The organism is Halorussus limi, assembly GCF_023238205.1.
GTDB lineage: Archaea > Halobacteriota > Halobacteria > Halobacteriales > Haladaptataceae > Halorussus > Halorussus limi.
In genome coordinates, this window is record NZ_CP096659.1 from 2,708,472 (window position 1) to 2,733,805 (window position 25,334).

A 25,334-nucleotide genomic window follows, 5' to 3' on the forward strand; every position below is an offset into this window, starting at 1 on the left:
CAGTCGACGCTCCCAGATGCGCTCGACGCAACGGACGCGGCAGATGGGCGAACAGTTGCTACTCAACAGGAGCGCGGACCGGCAAAAAACGGGGCAGTCCGAGTCGGTCGGCGTCGGCCGCCGAGTCGGTGGTCGGAGTGCTACTCCCGGAGGTGCAGGTTGTTCACCTGCGCGTCGAAGTTGGCGAACGCCGGGTCCACGATGTCGGGGATGTAGCCCGCGAACTTCGCGGAGTTGATGGGCCAGCGGAACTTGGCGTAGTCCCGCAGGATGTAGGGCATGTCGAGGTATATCTTCTCGATGGCCCGCGCCGTGATTTTGTTGCGCTCGTCGGCGTTCATCGTCGTCCGGGCCTGCGAGAGCAGTTCGTCGGCGCTCCCGCCGTAGAGGCCGTACCCCGTGGAGTTGTACCGGAATCCCTCGTCGTTGCCGCCGTCGGAGTGGTCGTCGGCGTTGTCGCTGTGGAAGAACGAGTAGGCCGAACTGCCGAACGGACCCGTGTCGCCCCACCCCATCGGGTACATGTCGAAGTTCTCCTGATTGTAGACCCGCGAGGTCATCGTGTTGAACGACAGCGCCTGCGTCTTAATCGGGATGCCGACCGACTTCAGGTTCTCGACCCACCGCTGGATGGCCTTGGCCTCCTTGGGTCCCTGCTTCGGCGGGTCGATGAACAGCGTTATCGGGTCGCCGTCCATCGTCTGCGGGATTGTCTTGCCGTCCACGCGAAGTTCGCGGTCCGCGCCGTCGTGTTCGCGCAGGACCTGCGACTGGACCGGGCCGAACGAGTAGTTGTACTTCGACTCGGACCGACTGGCGCTCACGCCCGAGAGGCTACCGGGGTAGTCCTTGCCGACGTAGGTGCCCGACGACCCGTCGACGACGTTGCCCTCGGTCAGGAACGTCCGGACGCCCTCGACGTCCGGCGTCGGTCCTTGGTCGGCCGACCGGTAGTCGAAGGCGTCGGTCGCTGGATGGGTCAGCATCTGGTCCTCGCCCGCGAACTGGAAGTCGGGCCGGGGCTTGGGATAGCCGTTCGACTGGGCGAAGTCGCCCTTCCAGACGTAGCCGTTCATCAGGCGCTGGACCCAGAAGTAGTCGTCGTACATGAACGCGACCGCCTGCCGGAAGGTCACGTCATCGAGCGGTTTGCGCCGCAGGTTGAACGCGTAGTAGGAGAACCCGCTGTCGGTCCCGTTGACCAGCGACATCCCGTCGGTCTGCTTCACCTGCGGAATCTTCGCGGTCGTCATGCTCCCGTAGTGGGTGTCGATGTTCCCCTGCAGGAACGCCTGCGTCATCGCGGTCTCGCTCCCGAACACCTTGTAGTTCACCTGGTCGATGAACGGACCGCCGGCCCGGAGTTGGTCGTGGTTCTGCTTCCAGTCGAGGACGCTGAGCGTGTCGTAGTAGTGTTCGTTGTCGAAGACGACCTGCATCGAGGTCGCCGGCTGGAACTGGGTCAGTCGCCCCGGCCCGAGACCGACCGGCCCGTTGTCGGGGTTGGCCTTCATCGGGTCGTACTGCTGGTAGTTCTTCCCCTCCCACTTGTGCTTAGGCAGGAGCGGAATCTGTAGCTGTTCGGACGCCCAGACGCCCACCGGTTGGCTCAGCTTCAGGTGGAAGTCCCAGTCGCTGCGGGAGGACTCCTCGATGCGCTCCATCGGCGACACCGCCGCGGCGTAGTTGCCCGGCTGGTTCTCCATGTAGTAGCGATACGTGAACAGCACGTCCTCGGCGGTGAAGTCCTCGCCGTCGTTCCACTTCAGGCCCTGCCGCATGTTGAAGTACACGTCGGGCTTCGGGTTCTGGCCCTCCGTGTTCTCGACAGTCCAGTCGGTGAAGACGTTCGGCTTGACCTCGCTGGTCACAGGGTCGAGCGTGGTCCCGGTCTCGTACACCCTATCGACCGCGACCGCAGAGTAGACCGACCCGAGCGTCAAGATGTTCGACGTGTCCGGCTTGGAACTCATCCCGTAGACGAGCGTCCCACCGGTCGGTACGTCTCCGCCCTGCCCGCCCTTGGTCGTCTCCTGTCCGCCCTCGGTGGTCGTCTCCTGCCCGGCGTCCTGTCGGCCGCCGAGTCGCTTCGCCGCGCTCGGTCCCGCCAGCGACACCGCGACTGCTCCCGCCCCACTCGCCTTCAGGAACCTACGTCGCCCCTCGTCTGGTTTCTCCGTGTCAGTATGCCTTCCCGGCATGAAACGTATAGACCATAATGATAGTTGTAAGGTTACTGGTTAGACCGGTTTTCTAACGCGTTAGATGAGTTTCACTTCGTGACAGAGGAATGTGGTAAGCGGGTCGGGGGTCTGGTCAGAAGTCCGTCTGCGCTCGATTGTACCGAGATTCGCTCTCGGCTGTCGGACTGACGGAAAACTAGGTTGCCGGACTGTGAGTTACGACCGCAAAAAATCGGAAAAGTGCGAACGGCTTAGAAGTTGACTTCTGACTCGCCGATAACCGCCGTCTTGTCACTACCGTCTGCATGCCAGATGACTTTGACAGTTTCGCCGTTCTCTATTGCGGAATCATCACCGTTTTCTGCTAGGGCAAGCTTATCCCCTGCAGTGATTTTTCCATTCCAATCACTGCCGTCAAGTTGGAAACCGTTAGACCCAACTGGGCCGTCTGAACTCCACGCGTTTTGACCACCGACGCTGATATTCACCTGCGATGATTCGATACCAGCACCACCGTCGTGGGTAATTTCCACAGCGTCGTTGTTACCCGCAGTGTAGTCGAACGAGAAGGTCGCACTCGGACTTGCCTGACTCACTCGGTCGCCGAGACCGAGAACGAACGTTCCAATCACTGCGGCCAGAATCACCGTAATCGCCACCATCAGGATGACGCCAATGACGGGACTGACTGCTCGGTCGTCATCACCGCCGACGAATGACTTGAGAGCGTTTTTCAGTTCCATCGTTAGTACGAGACCTCTGACTCGCCGACAACGGCGGTTTTGTCACTGCCGGAGGCGGACCAGATTATTTTGACAGTTTCTCCGTCACTAATGGCCGAATCGTACTCTTTCAGCGACGAGCCAGCAGTGATCTTTTTACCCGACCACTCGTCAACCTCTTCAGAGTCAACGGTGGATCCAGGTGTCCAAACTTCGTCGCCTCCTACGGTCATGCTCAATTGGTCGCCCTCAACACCTTCACCACCATCGTGGGTGACGTTCACCCATTGGTGACTGTTTGTCTGACTGTACTCAAACGTAAATTGTGCGTTTGGCTGTGCCTGACTAACCCGGTCGCCGAGACCGAGAACGAACGTTCCAATCACCGCTGCCAGAATCACCGTAATCGCCACCATCAGGATGACGCCGATGACGGGCGAGACCGCACCGTCGTCTTCGAAGAGTGCCTTTATGTTCATGTTTTGTATGTCTCCGTTTTCCGGCACGTTATCAGGCGTGAGAAGCGGCCGCATCCTTTATTGTACCGACCACGAATGGTACAGTCGTCGGCGGGGGACCGTCAAAAGCCGCCCCGAACCGGCACTTCTCGCGCGATGACACGTGCTTAGTTGCGACGTTCGTAGTCACCCTATATAAATACTTGCTTACCTGAAAACAGAATTATAGACTTTGATACCTTGTGATATCTAATAGTGACAGTAACGGTATAGTATTCGGCGTCGCCGAGAACGCTCAGATTTAAGACTATTCGCTCAGATATATCGACCGATGAGCCAGCAAGTTACTCCGGAGACGCTTCGGTCCGCGCTTCAGTCGCTGGCCGCCCGACTCGGCAAGACGCCGACGGTGGTGGACATGCACGAGGAGGGGGAGTACGCGCCGGAGCGGTATCAGGAGGTCTTCGGGGGTTGGAACGAGGCGCTGGAGGACGCCGGGTTGGACCCCGACGAGATGGGTAGCAAGCGCATCCCCGACCGGGAACTGCTGGCCGAACTTCAGCGACTCTACACCGAACTGGGCGAACCGCCGACCCAGCGCGACATGACCGAACGCGGCGAGTACTCGAACCGGACCTACCAACTCCGGTTCGGGAGTTGGTCGAACGCGCTCCGGGAGGCGATGCTCGATACCAACGACGGCATCTCCGAGCGCGAACTCCTCCGCGAGATAGAACGCCTCGCCGACGAACTCGGCCGCGCGCCCAAGGCCGCCGAGATGGACGACCGGGGCCAGTACGCGCCCGTGACCTACCACCGACGGTTCGGGTCGTGGCGGCGGGCGCTGACCGAGGCGAACCTCGACGGGGTCTCCGACGCCGCCGGCGACTGACGACTCTTCTCGACGGATTCGACCGCCCGAAGCCGACTCGACCGCCGGAGGATCACCGTTCTCGGCCTGTTAGCCGCTCCCGAACTCCTCGTAGGAGATGGTTCCCTGATTCACGATGGCCTGCTCGGACGGCACGTCGCCGTCCGGCGGGTCGCCCTCCACGTCGCCGGGTTCGCCGCAGACGATGCGCGCTATCATCCCGAGCGCCTTGTGCGGGAGACAGAAGTAGTCGTAGGTGCCCGTCACCTCGAAGGTGTAGCTGAACGACGCCCCCTGCTCGGTGAGGATGCCGCTGTTCCACGGTTCGGCCTGCTCGGGAATCCGGGTCACGTCCGCGGAGTCGAGGCTCTCGGCGTAGGCCGTCGAGGAGTGAGACCCCGACTCGATGACCCACTCCACCGTGGTCCCGGGTTCGACGAACAGACCGATGGGGTCGAAGTAGTACTCGCTCCCCTCGGTGATCATCGCGACCTGCTGAGTGCCGCCCTGCGCGCCGCCCGTGGTCGTTGCCGCTCCGCCTTCGGTGGCGGTTCCGCCCTCCCCGGTCGCCGTTCCGCCCCCGGTCGTCCCCTCACCGCCGCCGCCGTCCCCCGTCGGCGCGGAACACCCCGCGAGTCCCGCGAGACCGCCCACCGCGACTGTGCCCCCGCCCCTGACGAACGCTCGTCGTTTCATAGCGTTGGTAGTACGGATTCGACCGGGAAAACGAGTTCGGCCGGACCGGCGCGCATCGCTCGAAACCGAACGTGTACGGTGAGACGGGACTTGTCGGAGCGAGGCGGGATTTGTCGGACCGAGACGAAGTTTGTCCGACCGAGGCGCGTCGCCGCGAGAGGACCGGTCGGCGACCCACACCGCGACCGCCCCACGGCTTTTGCCGGTCGGAGACCTACGGAACGCCGTGTCCGAGCGGTCTGAATCGGAGAACTCGTCGGCATCGCTGTCCGAGAGCGGCCCGAACGGTGAACGCGGGCAGAGTGACGAGAGCGCGCGGAGCGACGAAACGGACCAGAACGGTGATAGCGGCCGGAACCTCGGCGGCGCGGCGAACTGGCTCCTCGTCCGGGGAGACCGCTCGGTCGTCGTCGCCGGCATCCTCGCGGGCGTCCTGCTGGCGGTCGTCGCCATCCTCTGGACGATGGGGTACCCCGCGGTCCGGTCGGCTAGCCCCGTCTACTTCCTGCTCAGTTCGCTCGTCACCGGCGACCTCACGCTGGTCACGGTCGTCCTCTCCATCAACCAACTCGTCCTCTCGCGGGAACTCGGCGCGCCGGGCACCCTGAGCGAGCGGATTCAGGGCGCCAGGGAGTTCCGGGCCGAGGTCGAGGAGTCGACCGAAACGTCGGTCGCGCCGAAGTCCCCGAGCCAGTTCCTGCGTTTCCTCCACGGGAAAGTCGAGTCGGAGACCCAGCGGTTAGCGGACGCCGCGGCCGACGCGCCCGACGAGTCGCTCCGGGAGCGACTGGGCGACCTCGAGGAGTCGCTCTCGGCGGACGTTGCGCTCGTCAATCGGACGCTCGACTCCGAAAACGGCATCTTCGACGTGGTCGCGGCGACGATAGCGACGAACCACGGGAGCCAGTTGCACGAGATTACCGCGATTCGGACCGACTGCGGCGACTCGCTCTCCGAGGACCTCGGCGACCTCCTCGACGACATCGAGACCCGCCTGCTCCAGATAGACGTGGCCCGAAACTACTTCGAGACGGTGTACGTTCAGAAGGAACTCGCCTACCTCTCGCGACTCCTGCTGTACGTCGGGCTTCCGGCCATCGTCTTCGACGGTCTGGCGCTGGTGTTCTACAACGCGCTCGGGCCGACGCCGGTGCCGCCGCCGGTCGTCTACGCCGTCCTGACGGTCGCGTTCACCGTCGGGTTCGCGCCGCTGGCCATCCTGTTCGCGTTCGTCCTCCGACTCGCGTGGGTCGCCCAGCGGACCGCGACCGTCGCGCCGTTCTCGTCCGGGCAGTACCGCTGACTCAGCGGACCGCTATCGAGACGGCACCGCGCTCGCGGTCGGCGCGCTCGACCAGTCGGTCGATGCGCTCGTCCATGTCGGGGTGCGTCGAGAGCAGTCGCGTCAGCGTCCCCTCTTCGTCGCCGCGGACGTACAGCGGCGACGACATCGCCCACCGGGGTTTCGTGGCGCGCTCTATCTTCCGCAGAGCGCGGGCGAGCGCCAGCGAGTCGCCCGTGACCGTCGCCGCCCGGTCGTCGGCGGCGTACTCGCGCCTGCGCGAGTGGGCGAGCAGGACGAGCGTGAGCGCGACGAATCCGACCATCACGACCCGTCCGACCCGTCCGCGGAGCGAGGCGACGGGCGCGAACGCGTCGGCTGGCGGCCGCCCCCGAAGCCAGTCGAGCGCGCGTCGCAGGCCCGACCCGACGAGGACGAACGGGAGCGCCAAGGCGACGACGACCCAGACGACCGACTGCCCGGCGCTGTAGGCCAGCGTCTGGACGAGGCTGTCCTTGCTTTCGAGGTGCGCGAGTTCGTGGGCCAGCAGGGCTTCGAGTTCGTCGCCCGACAGCAGGAAGAACACCGACCGGTCGAGGACGACCACGCCGCCCCGCATCCCGCCGAGCGCCATCGCGTTCGGCGCGCCCATCCGCCCGACGAGCAGGCGGGGCCGGGTCACGTCCATCGCGTCGGCGAGGCGGTCGAGTCGGGCGTGGACCGCGGGGGCGCGATTCCGCGGGAGGTCGGCGGCGTTCACCTGCGAGAGGAGTCGCCCCGTGCTGAAGCGGTAACTGAGGTAGCCGAGCGCGACGGTGAGACCGGTGGTCCAGAGAACGACCTCCAGCACGTCGCCCCGGGCCAACCAGACCGCGGCCAGCAGTCGATAGCCGAGGAAGGCGACGCCCGCGTAGGCGACCAGCAGGGAGAGTCCGACCAGACCCATGAGGACCCGGAGGCCGACTCGGCGCATGGGCGACGATTCGGACGGTAGGGCCAAGGAGATGACGGTCCCGACGGCGCGTCGGCGACTGACAGAAGGCAAAGCTATTGTATCGTGGTCGCCCGTATTTCGATATAATGACTACCGAGCAGCGCGAACGAGGGTTCGACCATACGTCGGTCGAACCGAAGTGGCAACGCGAGTGGGAGGAGGCCGACGTGTTCCGCATCCCGGACAGCGCCGAGGACCCCGAGTACGTCCTCGCCATGTTCCCCTACACCTCCGGGAACCTCCACATGGGCCACGTTCGGAACTACACCATCACCGACGCCTACGCCCGGTTCGAGCGACTCCGCGGCGAGAACGTCCTCCACCCGATGGGGTGGGACTCGTTCGGTCTGCCCGCCGAGAACGCCGCCGAGGAGCGCGACACCAACCCGCGCGACTGGACGATGAAGTGCATCGAGTCGATGAAAGAGCAACTGCAGGCGATGGGCTTCGGCTACGACTGGGAGCGCGAGGTCACGACCTGCGACCCCGACTACTACAAGTGGAACCAGTGGCTGTTCAAGCGGTTCCGCGACGAGGACCTCGTCGAGCGCCAGAGCGCCGAACTCAACTGGTGTCCCTCCTGCGAGACCGTGCTGGCCGACGAGCAGGTCGAGGGCGAAGAGGAACTCTGCTGGCGGTGTGGCACGCCCATCGAACAGCGCGAGATGGACCAGTGGTTCTTCACCATTACCGACTACGCCGACGAACTGCTGGAGGCGCTGGACGACCTCGAGGGGTGGCCCGCCAACGTCCGCGAGATGCAGCGCAACTGGATCGGCCGCCAAGAGGGCGACACCGTCGCCTTCGAGATTCCCGGCTACGGCGACGTGGACATCTTCACGACCCGACTCGACACGATTCACGGCGCGACCTTCTTCTCGCTCGCGCCCGGCCACCCCGTCGCTCAAGAGATTGCGGAGGACAACGAGGAAGTCGCCGAGTACATCCACGAGGCCGAACACGCCGACGAGGACGACCTCGACGTGACCTCCGGCGTGTTCACCGGCGAGTACGCCGTCAACCCCGCTACCGGCGACGAGATTCCCGTCTACGTCGCCGACTACGTGCTGACCGACGTGGGCACGGGCGCGCTGTACGCGGTGCCCGGCCACGACGAGCGAGACCACGAGTTCGCCGAGGCCCACGACATCCCCATCGAGCAGGTGGTGGAACCGGCACCGGACGCCGACACCGACCCCGAGGACGTGGACGTGCAGGAAGAGGCCTACACGCCCGACGGCGTGCTGGTCAACAGCGGCGAGTACGACGGCCTGACCAGCGAGGAGGCCCGCGAGCGGTTCGTCGACGAGTTCGACGGCGAACACCGCACCGAGTACAACCTCCGGGACTGGGGCATCTCGCGCCAGCGCTACTGGGGAACGCCCATCCCGATGATTCGCTGCGACGACTGCGGCTACGTCCCGGTGCCCGACGAGGACCTGCCGGTCGAACTCCCCGAGTTCGTCCACACCACGGGCAACCCGCTGGACGCCGCCGAGGAGTGGAAGCACGTGGAGTGTCCCGACTGCGGCGGCGACGCGGTGCGCGAGACCGACACGATGGACACGTTCGTCGACTCGTCGTGGTACTTCCTGCGCTACGTCTCGCCGGACCTCGACGACGCGCCGTTCGACACCGACCGAGCGAGCGACTGGATGTCCGTCGACCAGTACGTCGGCGGCATCGAACACGCCGTGATGCACCTGCTGTACGCCCGGTTCTTCACGAAGGTGCTGGACGACATCGACCTGCTGGAGGGCGTCCGCGAACCGTTCACCGACCTGACGAATCAGGGGATGGTGCTGGGCGAGGACGGCAACAAGATGTCCAAGAGCAAGGGCAACGGCGTCTCGCCACAGCGCATCATCGACGAGTACGGCGCGGACACCGCTCGCCTGTTCATCATGGAGGCGGCCCAACCCGAGAAGGAGTTCGCGTGGAGCGCCGAGGGCGTCCACTCGGCGAACAACTTCCTGCAGAACGTCTACCGACTCGCCGACGAGTTCGCCGCGGGCGAAGTAACCAGTTCGGATAGCGGAACCGACGCCACCGCCGTCGCCGACTACGTCTCGCGGGAGATAGACGCCACCGTCGCCACCGCGACCGAGGAGTTCGAGGACTTCCGGTTCAACCACGCGCTGCAGGCCGTCCGCGAGATGGTGTCGCTGCTGCGTCGCTACCGGGAGTACACCACCCCCGACGCCGACACCTTCGAGCGCGGACTGGTGACCGCGGTCAAACTCCTCGCGCCGGTCGCGCCCCACCTCGCCGAGGAGGTCTGGGAGCGACTGGACCGGGACGGACTCGTCGCCGAGGCCGAGTGGCCCGCCGCCGACGCGCCCGAGGACTACGACGTGGAGCGCCGCCTCGTGGAGAACACCCGCGAGGACGTGCGCGACATCGTGGACACCGTCGGCATCGAGGACCCCGAGACCGTCACGCTCGCGGTCGCGCCCGAGTGGAAGCACCGCGCCCACGACATCGCCGCGAACGCCGACGGGAACGTCGTCGGGACGGTCATGGGCGACGACGAACTCCGCCAGCAGGGCGAGGACGCCGCCGACTTCGCCAAGGACCTCGCGGCCCGGTCGGAGGCGCTGGACGAGCAACTCTCGCCCGACCGCGAGCGCGCCGCCCTCGAACGCGCCGCGTGGCTACTCGAACGCGAGTTCGGGGCCGACGTGGTCGTCCAGAGCGCCGAGGAAGCCGACCCGGACCTCGCGGGCAAGGCCGAACCCGGCCGCCCCGCAATCGACATCGCGGAGTAATCGGGTTCGTTTCTCTTTCGTCTTTTTCTGCGGCGTGAGGTTCCGTCCCGATTCCCAATAGTGCGGAGCGGACGCCCGAATCGTCGTCCCGTCACCGAGGCCGAACCTTCTTTGTCTCCGCCTCCGACGCCACGTTCATGGACCAACCCACGGCGACTCAGCGTTGCGAGCGCGTCCTCGACGCGGTCAGTTCGGCGGTCATCGCCGACGAGGAGTTCCTCGAAACCGTCCTCACCGGGATTCTGGCCCGCGGTCACGTACTGCTCGAAGACGTGCCGGGAACGGGCAAGACGCTGACCGCCCGGAGTTTCGCCGACGCGCTCGGCCTCTCCTTCTCGCGCATCCAGTTCACGCCCGACCTCCTGCCCGCCGACATCACGGGGTCGAACGTCTACGACGAGGGGACCGGCGAGTTCGAGTTCTCGCCCGGTCCGGTGTTCGCCAACGTGGTCCTCGCCGACGAGATAAATCGCGCGCCGCCCAAGACGCAGGCCGCCCTGCTCGAAGCGATGGGGGAGGGGCAGGTCACGGTCGACGGGACGACTCACGAACTCCCGACGCCGTTCTTCGTCCTCGCCACGCAGAACCCCGTCGAGCAGGAGGGCACCTTCGGCCTGCCGGAGGCCCAGCGCGACCGCTTCATCGTCAAGACGACGATGGGCTACCCCGACTTCGAGGGCGAGCGCGAACTGGTGGACAAGCGCGCCGACCGGACCGCCAAGGCCCCGAGCGTCGGGTCGGTCGTGGAGGGCCGAGAGGTCGCGGCCGTCCAGCGCGTCCTCGAATCGGTCCGGGTGGACGGGAAGTTGCGCGACTACGTGGTCTCGCTCGGCCGGGCAACCCGGCAGGACGACCGAGTCGAGGTCGGCGTCTCGCCCCGAGGCATTCAGCGCCTCTTCGAGGCGGCCCGCGCCAGCGCGGTCATCGCGGGCCGCGAGTACGTGGTCCCCGACGACGTGAAGCGCGTCGCCGAACCGACCTTCGCCCACCGCCTCGTGCTGACCGACGAGGCGAGCGTCCGCGGGGCCGACCGGAGCGCGGTCGTCGCCGACGTGCTGGAACGCGTCGAGGTGCCCGCGGTGAAGTCGCCATCCGCCTGAAGAAGCGAACCGCTCGCGGCCGCAGTAGAAGTCAGTCGACCGGTTCGACGTTCCGATTCATCCGGAAGAGATTCGTCGGGTCGTACTCGGCCTTGAGTTCGGCCAGTCGGTCGTAGTTCTCGCCGTACGCGAGGGCCTGTTGCCCCTCGTCGCCGGAGAAGTTCACGTACAGGCCTCCGGTAGCGTGGGGAGCCATGGCGTCGTAGAACTCCCGCGCCCACGCGATGCACCGGTCGTCGTCGGCCGGGTCTTCCCACCGCGTGTGGACGTTCATCGCGTACTCGGCGTCTCGGTGCGGGTACGCGGTCGCGTCGTCCGGCACTCGAGCCATCTCGCCGCCCAACTGCGCGAAGAATATCTCCGAGAGCGGTGACGGGATTTCGGCCGCGTACTCGACGGCCGTGTCGATGGCCTCGTCGGGAAGTTCGTCGAAGTTGTGGGACTTCCAGTAGTTGCGCGCGCCCTCCGTGAGCAGCGGGTCGAACGATTGCTGGAACTCGGCGTACCGGTGAGGACCGACCGCGTCGGCGATGGGGTCGCCGTAGCTCCGGAGCGGTTCGAGGACCTGTTCGCCCTCGTCTACGTCGCCCGCGTAGAACGCCACGACGATAAGGACGCCCACGCCGTGAGTGTCGCTCGGGAGGAACGGGAGCGGCGGAGCCTTGCGAAGGATGGCCCAGACCGCCGCCTCGTCGGGTGCCTCCTCGTTGAAGTCCCGGACGTGTCGAAGCACGTCGGCAGCGTCGTCGCCCGAGTAGACCACGGGTCCCGCCAGCACTTCCGGGCCGACCTCGTGGAGGTCGAACTCGAACGACGTGGCGACCCCGAAGTTGCCGCTCCCACCGCGGAGTCCCCAGAAGAGGTCGGAGTTCTCCGCTTCGCTCGCGTGCCGGAGTTCGCCGTCGGCGGTCACCACGTCCACCGACCGAAGGTTGTCCACGGTCATCCCGTACTTGCGGGTCAGCCACCCGAACCCCCCGCCGAGGGTGAGTCCGGCGACGCCGGTCGTGGAGTTGATGCCCAGCGGCGCGGCGAGACCGAACGCTTGGGCTTCGTGGTCGAAGTCCGCGAGGGTCGCGCCGGGTTCGACGCTGGCGGTCCGCGCGTCGGGGTCCACTCGGACCGAGCGCATCTCCGAGAGGTCTACGACCAGTCCGTCGTCGCAGACCGCGTCGCCCGCGATGTGGTGGCCGCCGCCCTTGACAGCGACCAGCATCTCGTTCTCGCGGCCGAAATCGACCGCCGCCATCACGTCGGCGACGCCCGCGCACTGCGCGAGGACCGAGGGTCGTCGGTCTATCATCCCGTTCCATACCGCTCGGGCGTCGTCGTATCCCTCGTCGCCGGGTTCGAGGACTCGCCCCCGAAACCGCTCGCGTAGGTCGGCGACGGTGACTGCTTCTGTCGACGCGGTCGTGGTTGCCATTCCGTCTCCAATGGCGTCGTCGGAACAAGTAAGTATCTTAAATAACCATTACCGTTTCGGCGGGAGGTATGTCGCTCCCCGACTACCGAACCCGTCGGAGCGGTGTTCTCGGAATTCGTGGTGCAAATGAATCCTGTATCGAACGTCATCGGGGACGTTCCCGTCCTTCGAAAATCGTCCGAGGAGCCTTGCCCCCGCGACCGAATCGCCCCGGCATGGTCGAGAAGGCGAGACGCGCGAGGGTCGAGGAGTCGCGCCCGGACGCAGAGGCCGAGTCCGGCGCGGACGCCGACCGCGAGTGGGAGATTCTGGCCCGCGAGGGGGCCGACGACCCGCCGCGATACGTCGGCACCGTCAGGGCCGAGGACGCCGCGGCGGCCCACGAGGAGGCGACGCGACTGTTCTGCTGGTACGACCGCGAGGTGTGGGTCTGTCCCGCCGGAGCGATTCGGCGGTTCTCGGCGGACGCGGACGACGCTGGCGACTCGGAGTCGGAACTGGCCGTGCCCGAGTCGGGGTCCGAGGGTCGAACGCACGAGCTATGATTTTCGCCTCGCAGCGACAGCACGTTGTGAGCCGTTTCCGGCGCGCTCCGTCGAACTCTCGAAGGAGCGCCGTCGTTCAGGGCGCGACGGTGGCCTCGCCGTACACCGGTATCACGACGAGCGCGAGCGAAATTGCGCCGAGAAAGACGGGGACCGCGACCCGCCGTCGGAGCGAGGGCGTCGAGTAGACGGCGCGTCCGGCGACGGCCAGCAGGACGGCCTGAGCGAGAAACTCAACGTAGGACGCGGTGATTCCCGCGCCGCCGCGGAGTACCGACACGAACAAAATCGTCGAAGCGACGGTCAGACCCGCCGTTAGGAGCGCCGAACGCGACGTGGCGCGAGTCGATTCGGCGACGAACGCGGTCAGCGCGGCGTTGAGGAGGACCTTCGACACGACGAGCGCGGTCAACGCTGCGGGATTGGACCAGTTCGGAAACAGCCAATCGAACACGTCCGTTACTCTTGGGGCTTAGTCATAGTTCTTCTTACATTTGGACGGGCCGTATCGGCGGACCGTTTCGATACCGACCCCGCGCCTCTCGGTCCAAACTTTAAGCCGTCCCCGGTCCACGGTAGCGTATGACGCACGACTGTTCGTTTCTCGCGGACCTCTCGCTCGACGGCGACGTCTCGTTCGGCGACTCGGCCCGGGAGAATCACGCCGCGGACTTCGGCGCGGAGGAGCGCGGCGAGGGCGTCACCCCCGACGCCGTGGTCTGGCCCGAATCGACCGCCGACGTGGCGGCGGTCCTCTCGGGGGCCAACGAGCGCGAGGTGCCCGTCACGCCCTACGCCGCCGGGACGAGTCTGGAGGGCAACGCCGTGCCCGCCCGCCGCGGGGTCAGCCTCGACCTGTCGCGGATGGACGCCGTCCTCGACGTGCGGCCCGGGGACTTCCAGATAGACGTGGAACCCGGCGTCCTCGGTGCGGAGGTGGACGAAGCGGTCGCGGACGAGGGCCTGTTCTTCCCGCCGCTGCCCTCCTCGGGCGACATCTCGACCGTCGGCGGGATGATAGCCAACGACGCCTCGGGCATGAAGACGGTGAAGTACGGCGAGGTGGCCGACTGGGTGCTCGAACTGGAGGTCGTCCTCGCCGACGGGTCGGTGATTACGGCGGGGAGCGGGGCCGCGAAGACGTCGAGCGGCTACAACCTGAAGGACCTGTTCGTCGGGAGCGAGGGCACGCTGGGCGTCGTGACCCGGGCGACCCTCGAACTCGCCGGCCGCCCCGAGCAGATTCGGGGTGCCCGCGCGCTGTTTCCGTCGCTCGACGAGGCCGCGGCGGCGGTGTTCGACGCCGTGCGCTCCGGCGTGGACGTGGCGAAAATCGAACTCGTGGACGCCGACTCCGCCCGGATGGCCAACGCCTACACCGGCACCGACCTACCCGACGTGCCGGCGGTGTATCTGGAGTTCCACGCCAACCACGGCGTCGAGCGCGAAATCGACTTCTGCCGCGACGTGTTCGCGGCCCACGACGTGACGCGGTTCGACGTGGCCGAGGACGCCGCCGAGATGGACGACCTCTGGCAGGCCCGCCGGGACCTCGCGTACGCCATCCAGCTCTGGGACCCCGACCTGACCGCGCTCCACCCCGGCGACGTCACCGTCCCCATCAGCGCGTACCCCGAGATGGTGTCGTTCGTCAAGTCCGAGGCCCGCGAGCGCGACCTGCTGGTCCCCTGCTTCGGCCACGCGGGCGACGGCAACCTCCACTACTCCGTGCTGGTCGACGAGGACGACGACGCGCGGGTCGAGGCCGCTCACGAGGTCTACGCGTCCACCGTCGAGAAGGCCATCGACCTCGGCGGTACCGCGACCGGCGAACACGGCATCGGGACGGGCAAGCGCGACTTCTTGGAGGCCGAACACGGCCCGGAGGCGGTCGAGGCGATGCGGCGACTCAAGCGGGCGTTCGACCCGCGTGACACTCTCAACCCGGGCAAGATGTTCCCCGAGACCATCGACGGCGGGCGCGTCAGGGCCGACGCACCGGACGACGGGGCTTGAGAACACCGTCGGCGTTCGTCGGCGGAGACGGCCGCCCCCATCACGTACAAGGACACTCCACCCTTACCCTGTGGATGATGAGTCCCGACCCGGTCGTGGGCCAGCAAGTCGGCGACGCCGTCCGCGGCGCGGTACCGCCGTGGCTGGTCCCGGTGTTCATCGCCATCACGCGATTGGGCAACCCCGCGTTATTCCTCGCGGTGTTCGCGGTCGACTACTGGTTCGGCGACCGTCGGCGGGGCGCCCACGCCCTCGCGCTCGCCATCGGCGGTTACGCGCTCATCACGGCGCTCAAGACGTTCTTCGACGCGCCGCGGCCCCCGTCGACGGTCAACGTCATCCCGATATCAGGCTACAGTTTCCCGAGCGGCCACGCCACCAGCGCGACCATCGGCTACGGCATCCTCGCCTACGACCTCGAAGTCGGGTCGTGGCCCACGCGGTACGCGGTGGCCGGCGTCGCCATGCTGCTGGTCGCGCTGTCGCGGGTCGTCCTCGGAGTCCACTACGTCCGGGACGTGGTCGCCGGCATCGTCGTCGGCCTCGCTTTCCTCGCCGGAGTCGTCTGGCTCACGGAGCACGACCCGAAGGAGGGGTTCGTCGTCGCCATCGCGCTCGGAGCGGTCGCGTTCGTCGTCAGCGGGGCGAGCCACGACGGGGCGACGATACTCGGAGCGGCCGTCGGCGCCACGCTGGCCTACACGTATCTCGACGCGGTGCCCCGAGTCGACGGCGCGCGCGCGAGGTTCGCGCTCCTCGGCGTCGTCGCGCCGGTCCTCGGGGCGCTCGCCTACGTCGGGGAGGAACTGCTGGTCGACCCGCTGGTCGCGTTCGTCCTCTACGCAGTGACGATGGCGGGCGTGTTGCTCGCGCCGACGCTAGCGGTCCGTCTCGGCGCGGACCGGGAGCGCGAGACCATCGACCTGTCGTGACCGACGGACTCACCGGTTCCGCGCGGCCCGCCACAGCACCGCCGCCAGAAGCGCCGCACCTGCCACGCCCGCGACAGCGGGTCCGGCGGGATGCTTCGCCGTCGCGTCCCGGTACTCCATCGGCATCTCCTCGGCGCGGTCCATCCGGAGGAACTGCCCGCTCCCGGCGGTCCGAATCAGTCGCTCCTGCCACGCCGGAAACGCCTCCGGAACTGCGGCGGGGTCCACCAAGCGCGGGCACTCGGCCCGGTAGGCCCGGCCGCCGTAGACCACGACGCACTCGTCGGCCGCCCGGACGTTCCGGTACCAGTCCGTTCCGGTCCCGTACGGTAGCGGCACGACGAACCGGTCGCCGACTTCGCTCACGAGGACGGGCGTGTCGTAGCGCCGCCCCGACCGCCGGCCGACGTGGCGCACGAGACCGTACGGCGAGAGCGGCCGCCCCGCGAACCGCATCGCGAACGGGTTCAGAACTCGCTTGTTGAACGTCCGGACGCGGTCCCGCACCTGTCGATAGCGCGAACGCTGTTTGGCCTCCGTTCCCATGCTCTGTTTCGAAGGACGCTGAACGACTTAGTCGTTGTTCGGAAGTCGTCGGAGTCGCGCGTCGGAAGTCGAACCCGCTTCGAGGCCTCGTCACGGCGAACGCCGGGCCGGACCGCGACCTACCGCCCGACTTCGGGGAAGAACTCGCCGTGGAACCCGAACGGGATGTGGTGGGGCACCTCCGCACGCGCCAGTTCCTCGAAGCGCTCGCCGTCGAGAACGACCAGCAGCGACCGCTCGCTCTCGGCGTCGAGCGCGGGCGCGAGGACGACTCCGCGGTCCTCCGGGCGGGACGCCTCCCTCTCCTCGGCGTCGTGCCCGTCTTCCGCCGGTTCCGGCACGAAAATCGGCTCTCCGGCGTAGTGGTCGTCGGCCCACCACTCGGTCGCCTCACCGGTCTCGACGTTCACCTTGACGAGGCCGTTCTGGCCCTCGCGGGCGGTCGCCTGCCCGTAGGCGTAGCGGTACGACTCCATCCGGGCCCGCGGGGCCACCCGCGGAAGTTCCGTGCCGGTGTAGAGGTCCCGGCGCACGACCGTCGCTTCGGGGTCGTCCCCGCGGGCGTCTCCCTCGACGGGAACCCGGAACCGCGCCAACTCGCCGTCGGCGGCGTCGAGTTCCGGTCCCGAGTCCGGAGCGCCCTCCCCGCCTTCGACCGCGGCCATGAACAGGTTCTCCACGATGCTCGCGTCGTCGTAGGCCACGAGGTCCACGACGACGTCGCCCGCCGACTCGAAGGCGTTGACCGTGTGAAAGAAGAAGAACGGGGCCACGCGGCGCTCGACCGCGAGGTCGCCCGTGTCGCGCTCGAAGGCCAGAAATCGCGTGCCGCGCTCGGGTCGCCACCGGTAGTTGTCGATGAACCCGCCCTCGCCGGGCAGGAGAAAGCGCATCGGGTTCGTGACGAACGGGGGTTCGACGAGGACGGCGTACCGCGGCGTGAGCGCGAAACTGTGGAGGTACGCCGGGCGGTCCACCTCCAGCGACGCGACGGGGATTCGTCGCGGTCTGGACCCGCTCTCGGCGTCCGCCGCCCCGTCGCCGGACCGCTCGTCGGGGACGCGATACAGGTGATACCGGTTCGTGCGCCCGAACTGGGTCGCGTAGCCGACCGTCTCGCCGCGGCGGTCGTCGCGCTGGAGGTGGGCCGTGACGTGGTGGACGGACAGGTCGTCGGCGTACTCGAGGTGTCCCCGCGTTGCGAGGCTCTCGGGGTCGAACCGGACCCGGCGTGGCGTCTCGGTCAGCGCGACGTACTCGCCGCCGACCCGGGCGACGTTGACGTTCGCGTTGTCCGTCGGGTCGCCGAGAAACGACTTCAACCGGTCGAGATAGCCCCCGGAGGTCGCGAACTGGCCGGAGATGGTGCCCTCCTCGACGGCCGTCCGGTAGGCGTCGGTCCGGAGGAAGCGATTCGAGTAGGTCACCCCTCCCCGCCCTTCCTCGAACCGGAACTTGTGGAGCATCGCCAGTCCGTCGAACCAGTGGTCGACGCGTTCGCCGCCGACCTCAAACTTTCCGGGCCCGTTGCGGACCAGCGACCCCGAGAGCCACGACGGAATCTCGCCCGTCACGTCGAGCGCGAGGGCGTCGTGTTCGGCGTCGAGCGACCTGAACCCCGGGGCGTAGGCTGGCATTCGTCTCTCAGACGGTCTCCAAGTCGAAAACGGTGGTGGCGCGAAGGCAGGGCGGCGTGAGGTCTGCGGACCCGGTGTTGGGCGAGGTGGAGCGGTGCAGAGTGGGGAGGCGGAGCGGTGCGAGGCGGTGCAGTGGTGAGTCGGTGCGGAGTCAGTCGTGAACCAGCACGTCCAGCACGTCCGGGCCGTCCCTGTCCAGAGCCTTCTCCAGCGCCGACTCGATTTCGTCGGGTTCGGGGACGAGACGCCCGCGAGCGCCGTGGCTCTCGGCGTTCGCCGGGATGTCGACCGGCGGGTCGAAGTCCATGCCGACGAACTCGTAGTCGTCTTCCTCGCCGCCGAAGAGGTCGAGCGCGTTGTCCTTCAGGATGCGATAGTTCCGGTTGTCGGGAATCACGACCGTCAGGTCCACCTCCTCGCGGGCGGCCGAGTAGAGCGTCTGGGGGTAGTAGAGGTAGGAGCCGTCGCCGATGAACCCGATTACGTCACGGGGGTCGTCGGTCTGGCTCTCGGCGATGGCCGCGCCGACAGACGCCGGGAGGCCGTAGCCCAGTCCGCCGCCCTTGTTCGAGACGTACTGCTCGGGTTCGAGGTCCCAGCGCGTCAGCATCGCGTACTTGGCGGTGACGCCCTCGTCCACGATGTAGGCGTCGGGGGCCACCGCCTCCATCGCGTCCACGAGTTCGGCCTTCGAGGCGCGGGGGTCGTCTGCCTCGCCGTCGCCCATCTCGGCCATCCTGCTCTCGACCATGTTCTTGACCATCTCGACGCGTTCGAGACGCCCCTCGCGGTCGGTGGCCGTGAGTCGCTTGCGCAGGCGCTCGGAGAGTTCTCGGAGGACGCGGCCGGGGTCGCCCACGACGGCGGCGTCCGCGGGCTGGTTCTTGCCGACCTGCCACGCGTCGTCGCTGACGTGGACGCAGGTGGTGTCGTCGGCGACGAGCGGGCGCTCGTGGCGGGTCAGCGTCGTGTTGGTCGAACACCCGACGAAGACGAGGTTGTCAACGCCGAAAAGCGTCCCCGCGAGGTCCTCGTTCGGCGGAACGTACGAGACCCACTGGTCGTGGTCGGTCGGGAAGTCCACCTCGCAGGCCAGAATCTCGCCGTGGACGCGCGCGCCGGTCGCCTCCGCGAACTCGACCGCCGCCTCGATTGCGTCGACGCCCGAACGCGCGACGCCGTCGCCGACGACGAGCGCCAAGTCCTCGTCGGGGTCCGCGAGCAGGTCCGCGGCGCGCTCTATCTGGACGGGGTCGCCTCGACCTGCGTCGGGAATCTCGCCCAGACGCTCGGGGTCGGCGTCGGTCTCCGCCATCATCACGTCGAGTGGCAGTGCCAGAAAGACCGGGCCGGTCGGGGGTGTGAGCGCGACCCGGAACGCCCGGCGGACCATCGCGGGCAGCGCCGACACGTCGGCCACCTCGGCGCTCCACTTGGCGAACTCGTCGGCCATCTCCACAAGGTCGCCCGAGAGAATCGGCTCCTCGTGGCGGAAGTCGGTGCTGTGGTTCCCGGCGGTCACGACCAGCGGCGCGCCCGCCACGCTCGCGCCGTAGAGGTTGCCGAGTCCGTGGGCGAGTCCCGGCGCGACGTGGAGGTTCACGACGCCGACGGGGGTGACGGCGTCGTCGTGGTGCGAGTGGTATCGTCGGGTGCTGGCGTACCCCGCGGCCATCCCGACCGCCACGTCCTCGTGGAGTCCGAGGACGTATTCGAGGTCGCTGTCGCCCAACGCCTTCATCACGGGGAGTTCCGTGGTTCCGGGGTTGCCGAAGACGTGCGAGACGCCGTAGCGCTCCAGCGCGTCCACGAACAGGTCGGCCCCGGTGTACTCGTCGGCCATGGCGTGTGATTCGCAAGCAAGTGTGAAAGATGTTGGTCTCGGCGGAGGTGTTTCCGGAACTCGGTGGCGGGGTTCGGGAGGGCGAGGTCCGGTCCCGCCCGGCCGCCGGGCGTTCCTATCACTCGACCGGATTTTCCACCAGTCTTTTTACCTGTCTGCGCACACGTACCACCCGAGACTCCGCGGCGTTCGCCGAACCGACTCACCTATCTCACATGTCAGAGAAGCCGTCACCCCTGTTGCCCGACGACGAACAGTCCCGCGACCGACTCCGCGCCGCGCTGGTGGCGTGTTGCGTCCTCGCGGTCGTCGTCGCGGGCACTCTCGTCCCGGCCGTCTCGGGGGCCGGACTCGGCGCGACCCCGCTGGGGTCCGTCGTGCCCCAACCGAGCGTGAACCCCTACGGCCTCTCGAACGGTGGCGGCGGCACCGGGAGCGGCGGCGGCCTCGGCGCGCTCAACCCCGGGAAGCGGACCGACGTGGGCGGGTCGCTTGCCGCCGAGAACGCGAGTAACGCCTTCAAGTCCCGGAACGCCGAGACCCACTTCCGGGTCCAGAGTTCGGTCCCCTCCTACTGGCGGACCGGCGCGTACGACACCTACACCGGGTCCGGGTGGAAGCAGTCGGGCGAGCGGCGACCCTACGACGGTCCGATTCGGGGCGGCGGGATACGGGGCCGAGAGGTCCAGTACCGCGTCACCCTGAAGCAGTCGGCGACCGCCCTGCCGAGCGTCTGGCGCGCCAACTCGGTGCGGACCGACGCCGACACCGGCGACCTCTACGTCACCGACGCGCGCGCCTTCGAGACCGGAAAGCCGGTCCCGGCCGGCACGACCTACACCGGCGTCAGCCACCGCCCCGCCCGCGACCCGACCGTCCTGCGGGCCGCCGGCCGGAACTACCCGAGCGAAATCGAGCGCCGATACACCGGCCTGCCCGCCGAGACCCTCCGGCGCGTCGGCCGGTTCACCGACGAACTGACCGCGGGAGCCACCTCGCCCTACGAGTCCGCGAAGCGAATCGAGTCGTGGCTCGAATCGAACAAGAACTACTCGCTGAACGTCTCCCAACCCGCGGGCGACGACGTGGCCTCCCAGTTCATCTTCGACATGGAGCGGGGGTACTGCGAGTACTTCGCCACCTCGATGACCGTGATGCTGCGCTCGCAGGACATTCCCGCCCGGTACGTCGTGGGCTACTCGACCGGCCAGTCGGTCGGCGCGAACACCTACGCGGTCCGCGGGATGAACGCCCACGCGTGGGTCGAGGCGTACTTCCCCGAGGTCGGGTGGGTCCGGTTCGACCCGACGCCGGGCCGAGAGCGCCTCCAAGCCGAACAGCGGGCGTTCGCGAACCAGACGAGCGCCGACCCGAGCGACTACTCGCCCAACGAGTCGGGGAGTCCCGGCGAGCGGTTCTCCCCGAACGAGTCGAACGCGACGACCGGCGAGGGTCGCGCCGCGACGACGGCCGGAAGCGGGTCCGGCGGGTCGGGCACCGCCACCCCGCCGGAGGGGGAGACGCCGCCCGGAAGCGGGACGCCCACGGACGGCACGCGGACCGCGGGCACCGACGGAACATCCGAGGGCGAATCGCCCTCGGGTTCGACGACCGACGCCGGCGGAACCACCAGCGGGGACGAGGGAACGACTCGCGAGGGCGAGGGGACGACCCGCGAGACGACCACCGCGGGGACCGACGCCGGGACCGATGGCCGGTACGCCGTCAGCCTCGACCGGACGCCGGTCCCCGGCGCGACGGTCGAGGTGACGGTAACGGAGAACGGCGACCCCGCCATCGGCGTCGCGGTCTTCTTCAACGGAGAGCAGGTCGGCATCACCGACACGGAGGGGACCGTGACCGGGCAGGTGCCCTACGCCGAGAACCTGACGGTGACGGTCGGAGGAGAGGCGGACGGCGACGCGACCGCCCGCGTCGCCGCGCCGCCGACGAATCTCGACGCGGCGTTCTCGCTCTCCCCGCCGCCGCGCGCTCTCGCGCCCGGCAACGAGACCAACGGCACCGAGTACGCGCTGGCGACCGACGCCGCGCTCGCTGTCTCGGGCGACGTGGCGACCGGGAGCGAAGTCGTCGTGACCGCGACGGTCGAGGGCGTGCCCGTCCGGAACGCCGACGTGACCCTCGACGGGGAGACGGTCGGCGAGACGAACCGGGACGGCCGGGTCCGGGTCCGCCTTCCCGAGTCGCCCGGCAACGTCACGCTCGCGGTCTCCCGCGGGCCGGTCTCGGGCGAGCGCACCCTCTCGCTCCCGCGACTCGAACTCGCCGCCGACCCGCAGTTCCCGGTCGCGCTCCCCGGCACCGCCGTCGAGGTCCGGGCGACCTACGGCGACGACCCGCTGACGAACGCCACGGTGCGGGTCGCGGGAACCGAGCGGACGACCAACATCGACGGCACGGCGACCGCCTCGCTCCCGTTCCGGCGGAGCGCGGCGGTCGTCGTCTCCGCGGCGGGACAGACCCGCCGGACGACCGTCTCGGGACTGCTGGTCAACCTCGCCGGCGTCCTCGGCGGAGTCGCGGTCGTACTCGGCGGCCTCGGTTTCGGGGCCTACCGCCGGGGACTGACGCCGCGCAGACTCGCCGCCGCGCTGGTCCGGACCGTGCGCGCCGTTCCCGACCTCGCTGTCGCGGCGCTGTTCGGCGCCGCCGACCGCCTCGCGTGGGCGGTCGAGACGGTCCTCGACGCGCTCCGAGAACTCGCGGCGGGCGAGACGACGGTCTCGGAACTGCTCGCACGCCTCCGGGCGTGGCTGAGCGAGCGCGCGGGAGCGGTCGGCGCGGGGTCGCTGCGGTCGTTTGGCGGCGGGCCAGCGCCGGACGTCTCCCAACCGGACGACGCCGCGGAGGCCGACTCCTACCGGACGCTCCGGGAGGCGTGGGCCACCTTCCTCCGGGTCGTCTCGGTCCGGCGGCCCGAGGCCTCGACGCCCGGCGAGTTGGCCGACCACGCGGTCAGCGAGGACGACCTGCCGCCCGCCGCGGTCGTCACCCTGCGGGACGCCTTCCGCGACGTGGAGTACGGCGCGCGCTCGCCGACCGACCGCCTCGCCCGCGTCGAGGAGGCGGTAGACGCCATCGAGCGCGCGGCGCGAGCGGACGACCGCGGCGGTGCGGGCGGCCCGGACACCGCGGACGGCCCGGGAGGTGACGAGTGATGCGCGCTCGCGTCCTCGGCGGACTCGGCGCGCTGGCAACGCTCCTCGCGGCCGCGGTGGTCGTCGCGCCCGGCGTCGCCGACCCGCTCTCGGTCCTCGACTCGCTCGACCCCGAGCGCCTCCTGCTCGTCCTCGGGGCGGTCGTCGGGGCCTACGCGGCGTGGGCCGCCCGCGGGGGAACGCCCGACCGCGAACCGACCGAGGGACCGGCGGCCCGGTTCGCCGCCGCGGGCGACCGCCCGGAGCGCGCGAGCGCTGCCGACCGCGCCCGGACCGGCGAGACGTTCGACGCGAGCGTCGCCGACGCCTGCGACGGCGACGAGAGCGCGCTCTCGGCGGTCCGGTCGAACCTCGCGGACGCCGCCGCGAGCGCCCACGCCAGAGCGGCCGACCGCGGCCCCGAGCAGGCCGAGTTGGCGGTCGAGACCGGCGCGTGGACCGACGACCGCGCGGCGGCCGCCTTCCTCTCGGGCGAGTCCGGCCCGAACTTCTCGCTGGCGGCCCGCCTGCGGGCGTGGCTCGACCCCGCGGCCGAGCGCCGCCGGCGCGTCGAGCGGACCGTTCGGGAGGTCGAAGCCGTCCTCGGCGACCGGGGAGCAGACGGTGGGGGCGTCGGCGTCGCCGACGCTCCCGGGAGCGGTACTCCGGCCGACGACCGCGCGGACGACTCGGGAGGTGGCGCGTGACTCGCACTCGCGTCCCGCGGTTCCGCGGTGCGCTGGCCGGGACGCTCCTGCTGACGACGCTCGGCCTGCTGTACGCCGAGGCGCGACTGTTCGCGGCCGCGGCGGTGCCGCTCTCGTACGTCGCGTTCGGCGCGCTCTCGTCGCTCTCGGGCGCGACCGAACCGGAGGTGAGCCGGGAGTTCGCGCCGACGAGTCCGCCGCCGGGCGGCGAGGTCGAGGTGACGCTGACGGTCCGGAACTCGGGCGAGTCGGCGCTCGCGGACGTGCGCGTCGTTGACGGCGTGCCCGACGAGTTGGCCGTCGTCGAGGGGTCGCCGCGGGCCGCGGTCGCGCTCCGTCCGGGCGAGGAGACCGCGATTTCGTACTCGGTCGTCGCCAAGCGCGGCGACCACGAGTTCGGCGACCCGGCGATTCGGGCGCGGACCGCCAGCGGGACCGACCGCGTGACGACGGCGGTCGAGGCCGCGGGCGAGACGACGCTCTCGTGTTCGCGCTCGGTCGCCGACCCGCCGTTCGGTCGGGCCTCGCCCCGGCGCGTGGGGACCCACACCACCGACTCGGGCGGCGAGGGAATCGAGTTCCACTCGACCCGCGAGTACCGGCCGGGCGACTCCATCAGTCGCATCGACTGGCGGCGCTTCGCCAAGACCGGCGACCTGACCACGGTCCGGTTCCGCGAGGAGCGGGCGGCCCGGACCGTGGTCGTGGTCGACGCCCGGCCGGTCGCCCGGACGACGCCGAGCGCGGGCTATCCCAACGGCGCGGCGCTCTCGGTGTACGCCGCCGAGCGCCTCCACGACGCGCTGACGGGCGCGAGCGTGGCGACCAGCGTCACCGCGGTCGGCCTCGGCGAGGACGACGTGGCGGGCGGCCTCCCGGCAGACGACCTGCCGTGGGCCGACTCCGACGGCGCGGGGAGCGCCCGCCTCGTCTTCGACGCGGCGGGCCGCGCGGCCGACCGCGACGACGCCGGTTCCGTGCCGACCGACGGGACCGAACCGGTCGCCGACGCGAGTCGCGTCGGTCGGACGGCGGGCGGCCGGGCGTCGAGCGACCGGACCGAGCGGTCGGCGGACGCCGGTTCGGACCGAGTCGCGGCGACGGCCGACGGCGGGAACCCGGAGGACTCCGCGACCCGGCGACTCCTCGCCCGTCTGCCCGGCGACGCGCAGGTCGTGGTCGTCTCGCCCGTGCTCGACGACTGGCCGGGGTCGCTGGCCCGGGCGCTGACGGCCCGCGGCCACGATGTCGCGGTGCTGAGTCCCGACGTGACGGGCCGCGACTCCGGGTCCGAGGCGGACCGCTCGCCCGGCCGCTCGGTCGCGGGAACCCGCCGTGAGATTCGGCTCTGGGACCTCCGGACCGCGGGGGCGACGACGATAGACTGGACCGTGGACGACCCGCTGGGCATCGCACTCGAACGCTCGCTGCGGACGCTACTCTGACGATA

20 protein-coding genes are annotated in these 25,334 nt (G+C 68.9%); 10 read left to right on the forward strand and 10 right to left on the reverse strand.

Annotation, left to right across the window (positions count from 1 at the left end):
• Positions 1 to 140 precede the first annotated feature (140 nt).
• The 3 genes from M0R89_RS13990 to M0R89_RS14000 all read right to left on the reverse strand — a co-directional run bounded on the left by M0R89_RS13990 (position 141) and on the right by M0R89_RS14000 (position 3,384).
• A complete protein-coding gene (locus tag M0R89_RS13990) occupies positions 141 to 2,201 on the reverse strand; it encodes an ABC transporter substrate-binding protein (protein WP_248649696.1) in 2,061 nt (686 codons plus the stop codon).
• A gap of 233 nt (positions 2,202 to 2,434) precedes the next feature.
• The gene (locus M0R89_RS13995; protein ID WP_248649697.1) at positions 2,435 to 2,926 is read right to left on the reverse strand and encodes a type IV pilin domain-containing protein; all 492 of its coding nucleotides are present in this window, start codon (positions 2,924 to 2,926) and stop codon (positions 2,435 to 2,437) included.
• 2 nt (positions 2,927 to 2,928) lie between these two features.
• Positions 2,929 to 3,384, reverse strand: coding sequence for a type IV pilin domain-containing protein (locus tag M0R89_RS14000; RefSeq protein ID WP_248649698.1), 456 nt, complete (start codon positions 3,382 to 3,384; stop codon positions 2,929 to 2,931).
• A gap of 310 nt (positions 3,385 to 3,694) precedes the next feature.
• On the opposite strand from M0R89_RS14000, the gene M0R89_RS14005 reads away from it, so the two are divergent.
• Positions 3,695 to 4,255, forward strand: coding sequence for a homing endonuclease associated repeat-containing protein (locus tag M0R89_RS14005; RefSeq protein WP_248649699.1), 561 nt, complete (start codon positions 3,695 to 3,697; stop codon positions 4,253 to 4,255).
• 69 nt (positions 4,256 to 4,324) lie between these two features.
• Here M0R89_RS14005 and M0R89_RS14010 read toward each other — a convergent pair whose 3' ends face one another.
• Positions 4,325 to 4,930, reverse strand: coding sequence for a plastocyanin/azurin family copper-binding protein (locus M0R89_RS14010; RefSeq protein WP_248649700.1), 606 nt, complete (start codon positions 4,928 to 4,930; stop codon positions 4,325 to 4,327).
• 226 nt (positions 4,931 to 5,156) lie between these two features.
• Here M0R89_RS14010 and M0R89_RS14015 point away from each other — a divergent pair, with 226 nt between their 5' ends.
• On the forward strand, positions 5,157 to 6,233 hold the full coding sequence (locus M0R89_RS14015; protein ID WP_248649701.1) for a DUF7972 family membrane protein: 1,077 nt from the start codon (positions 5,157 to 5,159) through the stop codon (positions 6,231 to 6,233).
• A 1-nt stretch (position 6,234) separates the two neighbouring features.
• On the opposite strand, the gene M0R89_RS14020 is transcribed toward M0R89_RS14015, so the two are convergent.
• Positions 6,235 to 7,185 carry a M48 family metallopeptidase gene (locus M0R89_RS14020; protein WP_248649702.1) on the reverse strand — a complete coding sequence of 317 codons (951 nt, stop codon included), beginning with the start codon at positions 7,183 to 7,185 and terminating at the stop codon, positions 6,235 to 6,237.
• Positions 7,186 to 7,292: 107 nt separating this feature from the next.
• On the opposite strand from M0R89_RS14020, the gene leuS reads away from it, so the two are divergent.
• Both leuS and M0R89_RS14030 read left to right on the forward strand, forming a co-directional pair.
• On the forward strand, positions 7,293 to 9,974 hold the full coding sequence (gene leuS, locus M0R89_RS14025; protein ID WP_248649703.1) for a leucine--tRNA ligase: 2,682 nt from the start codon (positions 7,293 to 7,295) through the stop codon (positions 9,972 to 9,974).
• A gap of 137 nt (positions 9,975 to 10,111) precedes the next feature.
• Positions 10,112 to 11,074 (forward strand): AAA family ATPase, encoded by a 963-nt coding sequence (locus M0R89_RS14030; RefSeq protein WP_248649704.1) that lies wholly within the window; start codon positions 10,112 to 10,114, stop codon positions 11,072 to 11,074.
• A 31-nt stretch (positions 11,075 to 11,105) separates the two neighbouring features.
• On the opposite strand, the gene M0R89_RS14035 is transcribed toward M0R89_RS14030, so the two are convergent.
• Complete coding sequence (locus tag M0R89_RS14035) at positions 11,106 to 12,500, reverse strand: FAD-binding oxidoreductase (RefSeq protein ID WP_248649705.1); 1,395 nt, start codon at positions 12,498 to 12,500, stop codon at positions 11,106 to 11,108.
• 215 nt (positions 12,501 to 12,715) lie between these two features.
• Here M0R89_RS14035 and M0R89_RS14040 point away from each other — a divergent pair, with 215 nt between their 5' ends.
• Complete coding sequence (locus M0R89_RS14040; protein WP_248649706.1) at positions 12,716 to 13,045, forward strand: Htur_1727 family rSAM-partnered candidate RiPP; 330 nt, start codon at positions 12,716 to 12,718, stop codon at positions 13,043 to 13,045.
• A 76-nt stretch (positions 13,046 to 13,121) separates the two neighbouring features.
• On the opposite strand, the gene M0R89_RS14045 is transcribed toward M0R89_RS14040, so the two are convergent.
• Complete coding sequence (locus tag M0R89_RS14045; RefSeq protein ID WP_248649707.1) at positions 13,122 to 13,499, reverse strand: hypothetical protein; 378 nt, start codon at positions 13,497 to 13,499, stop codon at positions 13,122 to 13,124.
• 128 nt (positions 13,500 to 13,627) lie between these two features.
• Between M0R89_RS14045 and M0R89_RS14050 the strand changes: the two genes are divergently transcribed.
• Together M0R89_RS14050 and M0R89_RS14055 are read left to right on the forward strand one after the other, a co-directional pair.
• Positions 13,628 to 15,061: an FAD-binding oxidoreductase gene (locus tag M0R89_RS14050; RefSeq protein ID WP_248649708.1), complete on the forward strand. Its 1,434-nt coding sequence runs from the start codon at positions 13,628 to 13,630 to the stop codon at positions 15,059 to 15,061.
• Between the two features lie 74 nt (positions 15,062 to 15,135).
• Positions 15,136 to 15,993, forward strand: coding sequence for a phosphatase PAP2 family protein (locus M0R89_RS14055; protein WP_248649709.1), 858 nt, complete (start codon positions 15,136 to 15,138; stop codon positions 15,991 to 15,993).
• A 9-nt stretch (positions 15,994 to 16,002) separates the two neighbouring features.
• Here M0R89_RS14055 and M0R89_RS14060 read toward each other — a convergent pair whose 3' ends face one another.
• From M0R89_RS14060 to M0R89_RS14070, 3 genes are all read right to left on the reverse strand, one after another.
• Positions 16,003 to 16,539: a nitroreductase family deazaflavin-dependent oxidoreductase gene (locus tag M0R89_RS14060; RefSeq protein ID WP_248649710.1), complete on the reverse strand. Its 537-nt coding sequence runs from the start codon at positions 16,537 to 16,539 to the stop codon at positions 16,003 to 16,005.
• A gap of 119 nt (positions 16,540 to 16,658) precedes the next feature.
• A complete protein-coding gene (locus tag M0R89_RS14065) occupies positions 16,659 to 18,176 on the reverse strand; it encodes a carotenoid oxygenase family protein (protein WP_248649711.1) in 1,518 nt (505 codons plus the stop codon).
• Between the two features lie 151 nt (positions 18,177 to 18,327).
• Complete coding sequence (locus tag M0R89_RS14070) at positions 18,328 to 20,019, reverse strand: thiamine pyrophosphate-binding protein (protein ID WP_248649712.1); 1,692 nt, start codon at positions 20,017 to 20,019, stop codon at positions 18,328 to 18,330.
• Positions 20,020 to 20,234: 215 nt separating this feature from the next.
• On the opposite strand from M0R89_RS14070, the gene M0R89_RS14075 reads away from it, so the two are divergent.
• Genes M0R89_RS14075 through M0R89_RS14085 form a run of 3 tightly spaced genes read left to right on the forward strand, consistent with a single transcriptional unit; the run spans position 20,235 to position 25,329 of the window.
• Complete coding sequence (locus tag M0R89_RS14075; RefSeq protein WP_248649713.1) at positions 20,235 to 23,198, forward strand: transglutaminaseTgpA domain-containing protein; 2,964 nt, start codon at positions 20,235 to 20,237, stop codon at positions 23,196 to 23,198.
• A complete protein-coding gene (locus M0R89_RS14080; RefSeq protein ID WP_248649714.1) occupies positions 23,198 to 23,884 on the forward strand; it encodes a DUF7269 family protein in 687 nt (228 codons plus the stop codon). The genes M0R89_RS14075 and M0R89_RS14080 overlap by 1 nt, the downstream gene beginning before the upstream one ends.
• Complete coding sequence (locus M0R89_RS14085) at positions 23,881 to 25,329, forward strand: DUF58 domain-containing protein (RefSeq protein WP_248649715.1); 1,449 nt, start codon at positions 23,881 to 23,883, stop codon at positions 25,327 to 25,329. Before M0R89_RS14080 ends, M0R89_RS14085 begins: the two co-directional genes overlap by 4 nt.
• Positions 25,330 to 25,334 lie beyond the last annotated feature (5 nt).

Bases quoted from the DNA above. Each gene is read 5' to 3' on its own strand.
- M0R89_RS13990 (WP_248649696.1), bottom strand. From the start codon at position 2,201: ATGCCGGGAAGGCATACTGACACGGAGAAACCAGACGAGGGGCGACGT.
- M0R89_RS13995 (WP_248649697.1), bottom strand. From the start codon at position 2,926: ATGGAACTGAAAAACGCTCTCAAGTCATTCGTCGGCGGTGATGACGAC.
- M0R89_RS14000 (WP_248649698.1), bottom strand. From the start codon at position 3,384: ATGAACATAAAGGCACTCTTCGAAGACGACGGTGCGGTCTCGCCCGTC.
- M0R89_RS14005 (WP_248649699.1), top strand. From the start codon at position 3,695: ATGAGCCAGCAAGTTACTCCGGAGACGCTTCGGTCCGCGCTTCAGTCG.
- M0R89_RS14010 (WP_248649700.1), bottom strand. From the start codon at position 4,930: ATGAAACGACGAGCGTTCGTCAGGGGCGGGGGCACAGTCGCGGTGGGC.
- M0R89_RS14020 (WP_248649702.1), bottom strand. From the start codon at position 7,185: ATGCGCCGAGTCGGCCTCCGGGTCCTCATGGGTCTGGTCGGACTCTCC.
- leuS (WP_248649703.1), top strand. From the start codon at position 7,293: ATGACTACCGAGCAGCGCGAACGAGGGTTCGACCATACGTCGGTCGAA.
- M0R89_RS14030 (WP_248649704.1), top strand. From the start codon at position 10,112: ATGGACCAACCCACGGCGACTCAGCGTTGCGAGCGCGTCCTCGACGCG.
- M0R89_RS14035 (WP_248649705.1), bottom strand. From the start codon at position 12,500: ATGGCAACCACGACCGCGTCGACAGAAGCAGTCACCGTCGCCGACCTA.
- M0R89_RS14040 (WP_248649706.1), top strand. From the start codon at position 12,716: ATGGTCGAGAAGGCGAGACGCGCGAGGGTCGAGGAGTCGCGCCCGGAC.
- M0R89_RS14050 (WP_248649708.1), top strand. From the start codon at position 13,628: ATGACGCACGACTGTTCGTTTCTCGCGGACCTCTCGCTCGACGGCGAC.
- M0R89_RS14055 (WP_248649709.1), top strand. From the start codon at position 15,136: ATGATGAGTCCCGACCCGGTCGTGGGCCAGCAAGTCGGCGACGCCGTC.
- M0R89_RS14060 (WP_248649710.1), bottom strand. From the start codon at position 16,539: ATGGGAACGGAGGCCAAACAGCGTTCGCGCTATCGACAGGTGCGGGAC.
- M0R89_RS14065 (WP_248649711.1), bottom strand. From the start codon at position 18,176: ATGCCAGCCTACGCCCCGGGGTTCAGGTCGCTCGACGCCGAACACGAC.
- M0R89_RS14070 (WP_248649712.1), bottom strand. From the start codon at position 20,019: ATGGCCGACGAGTACACCGGGGCCGACCTGTTCGTGGACGCGCTGGAG.
- M0R89_RS14075 (WP_248649713.1), top strand. From the start codon at position 20,235: ATGTCAGAGAAGCCGTCACCCCTGTTGCCCGACGACGAACAGTCCCGC.
- M0R89_RS14080 (WP_248649714.1), top strand. From the start codon at position 23,198: ATGCGCGCTCGCGTCCTCGGCGGACTCGGCGCGCTGGCAACGCTCCTC.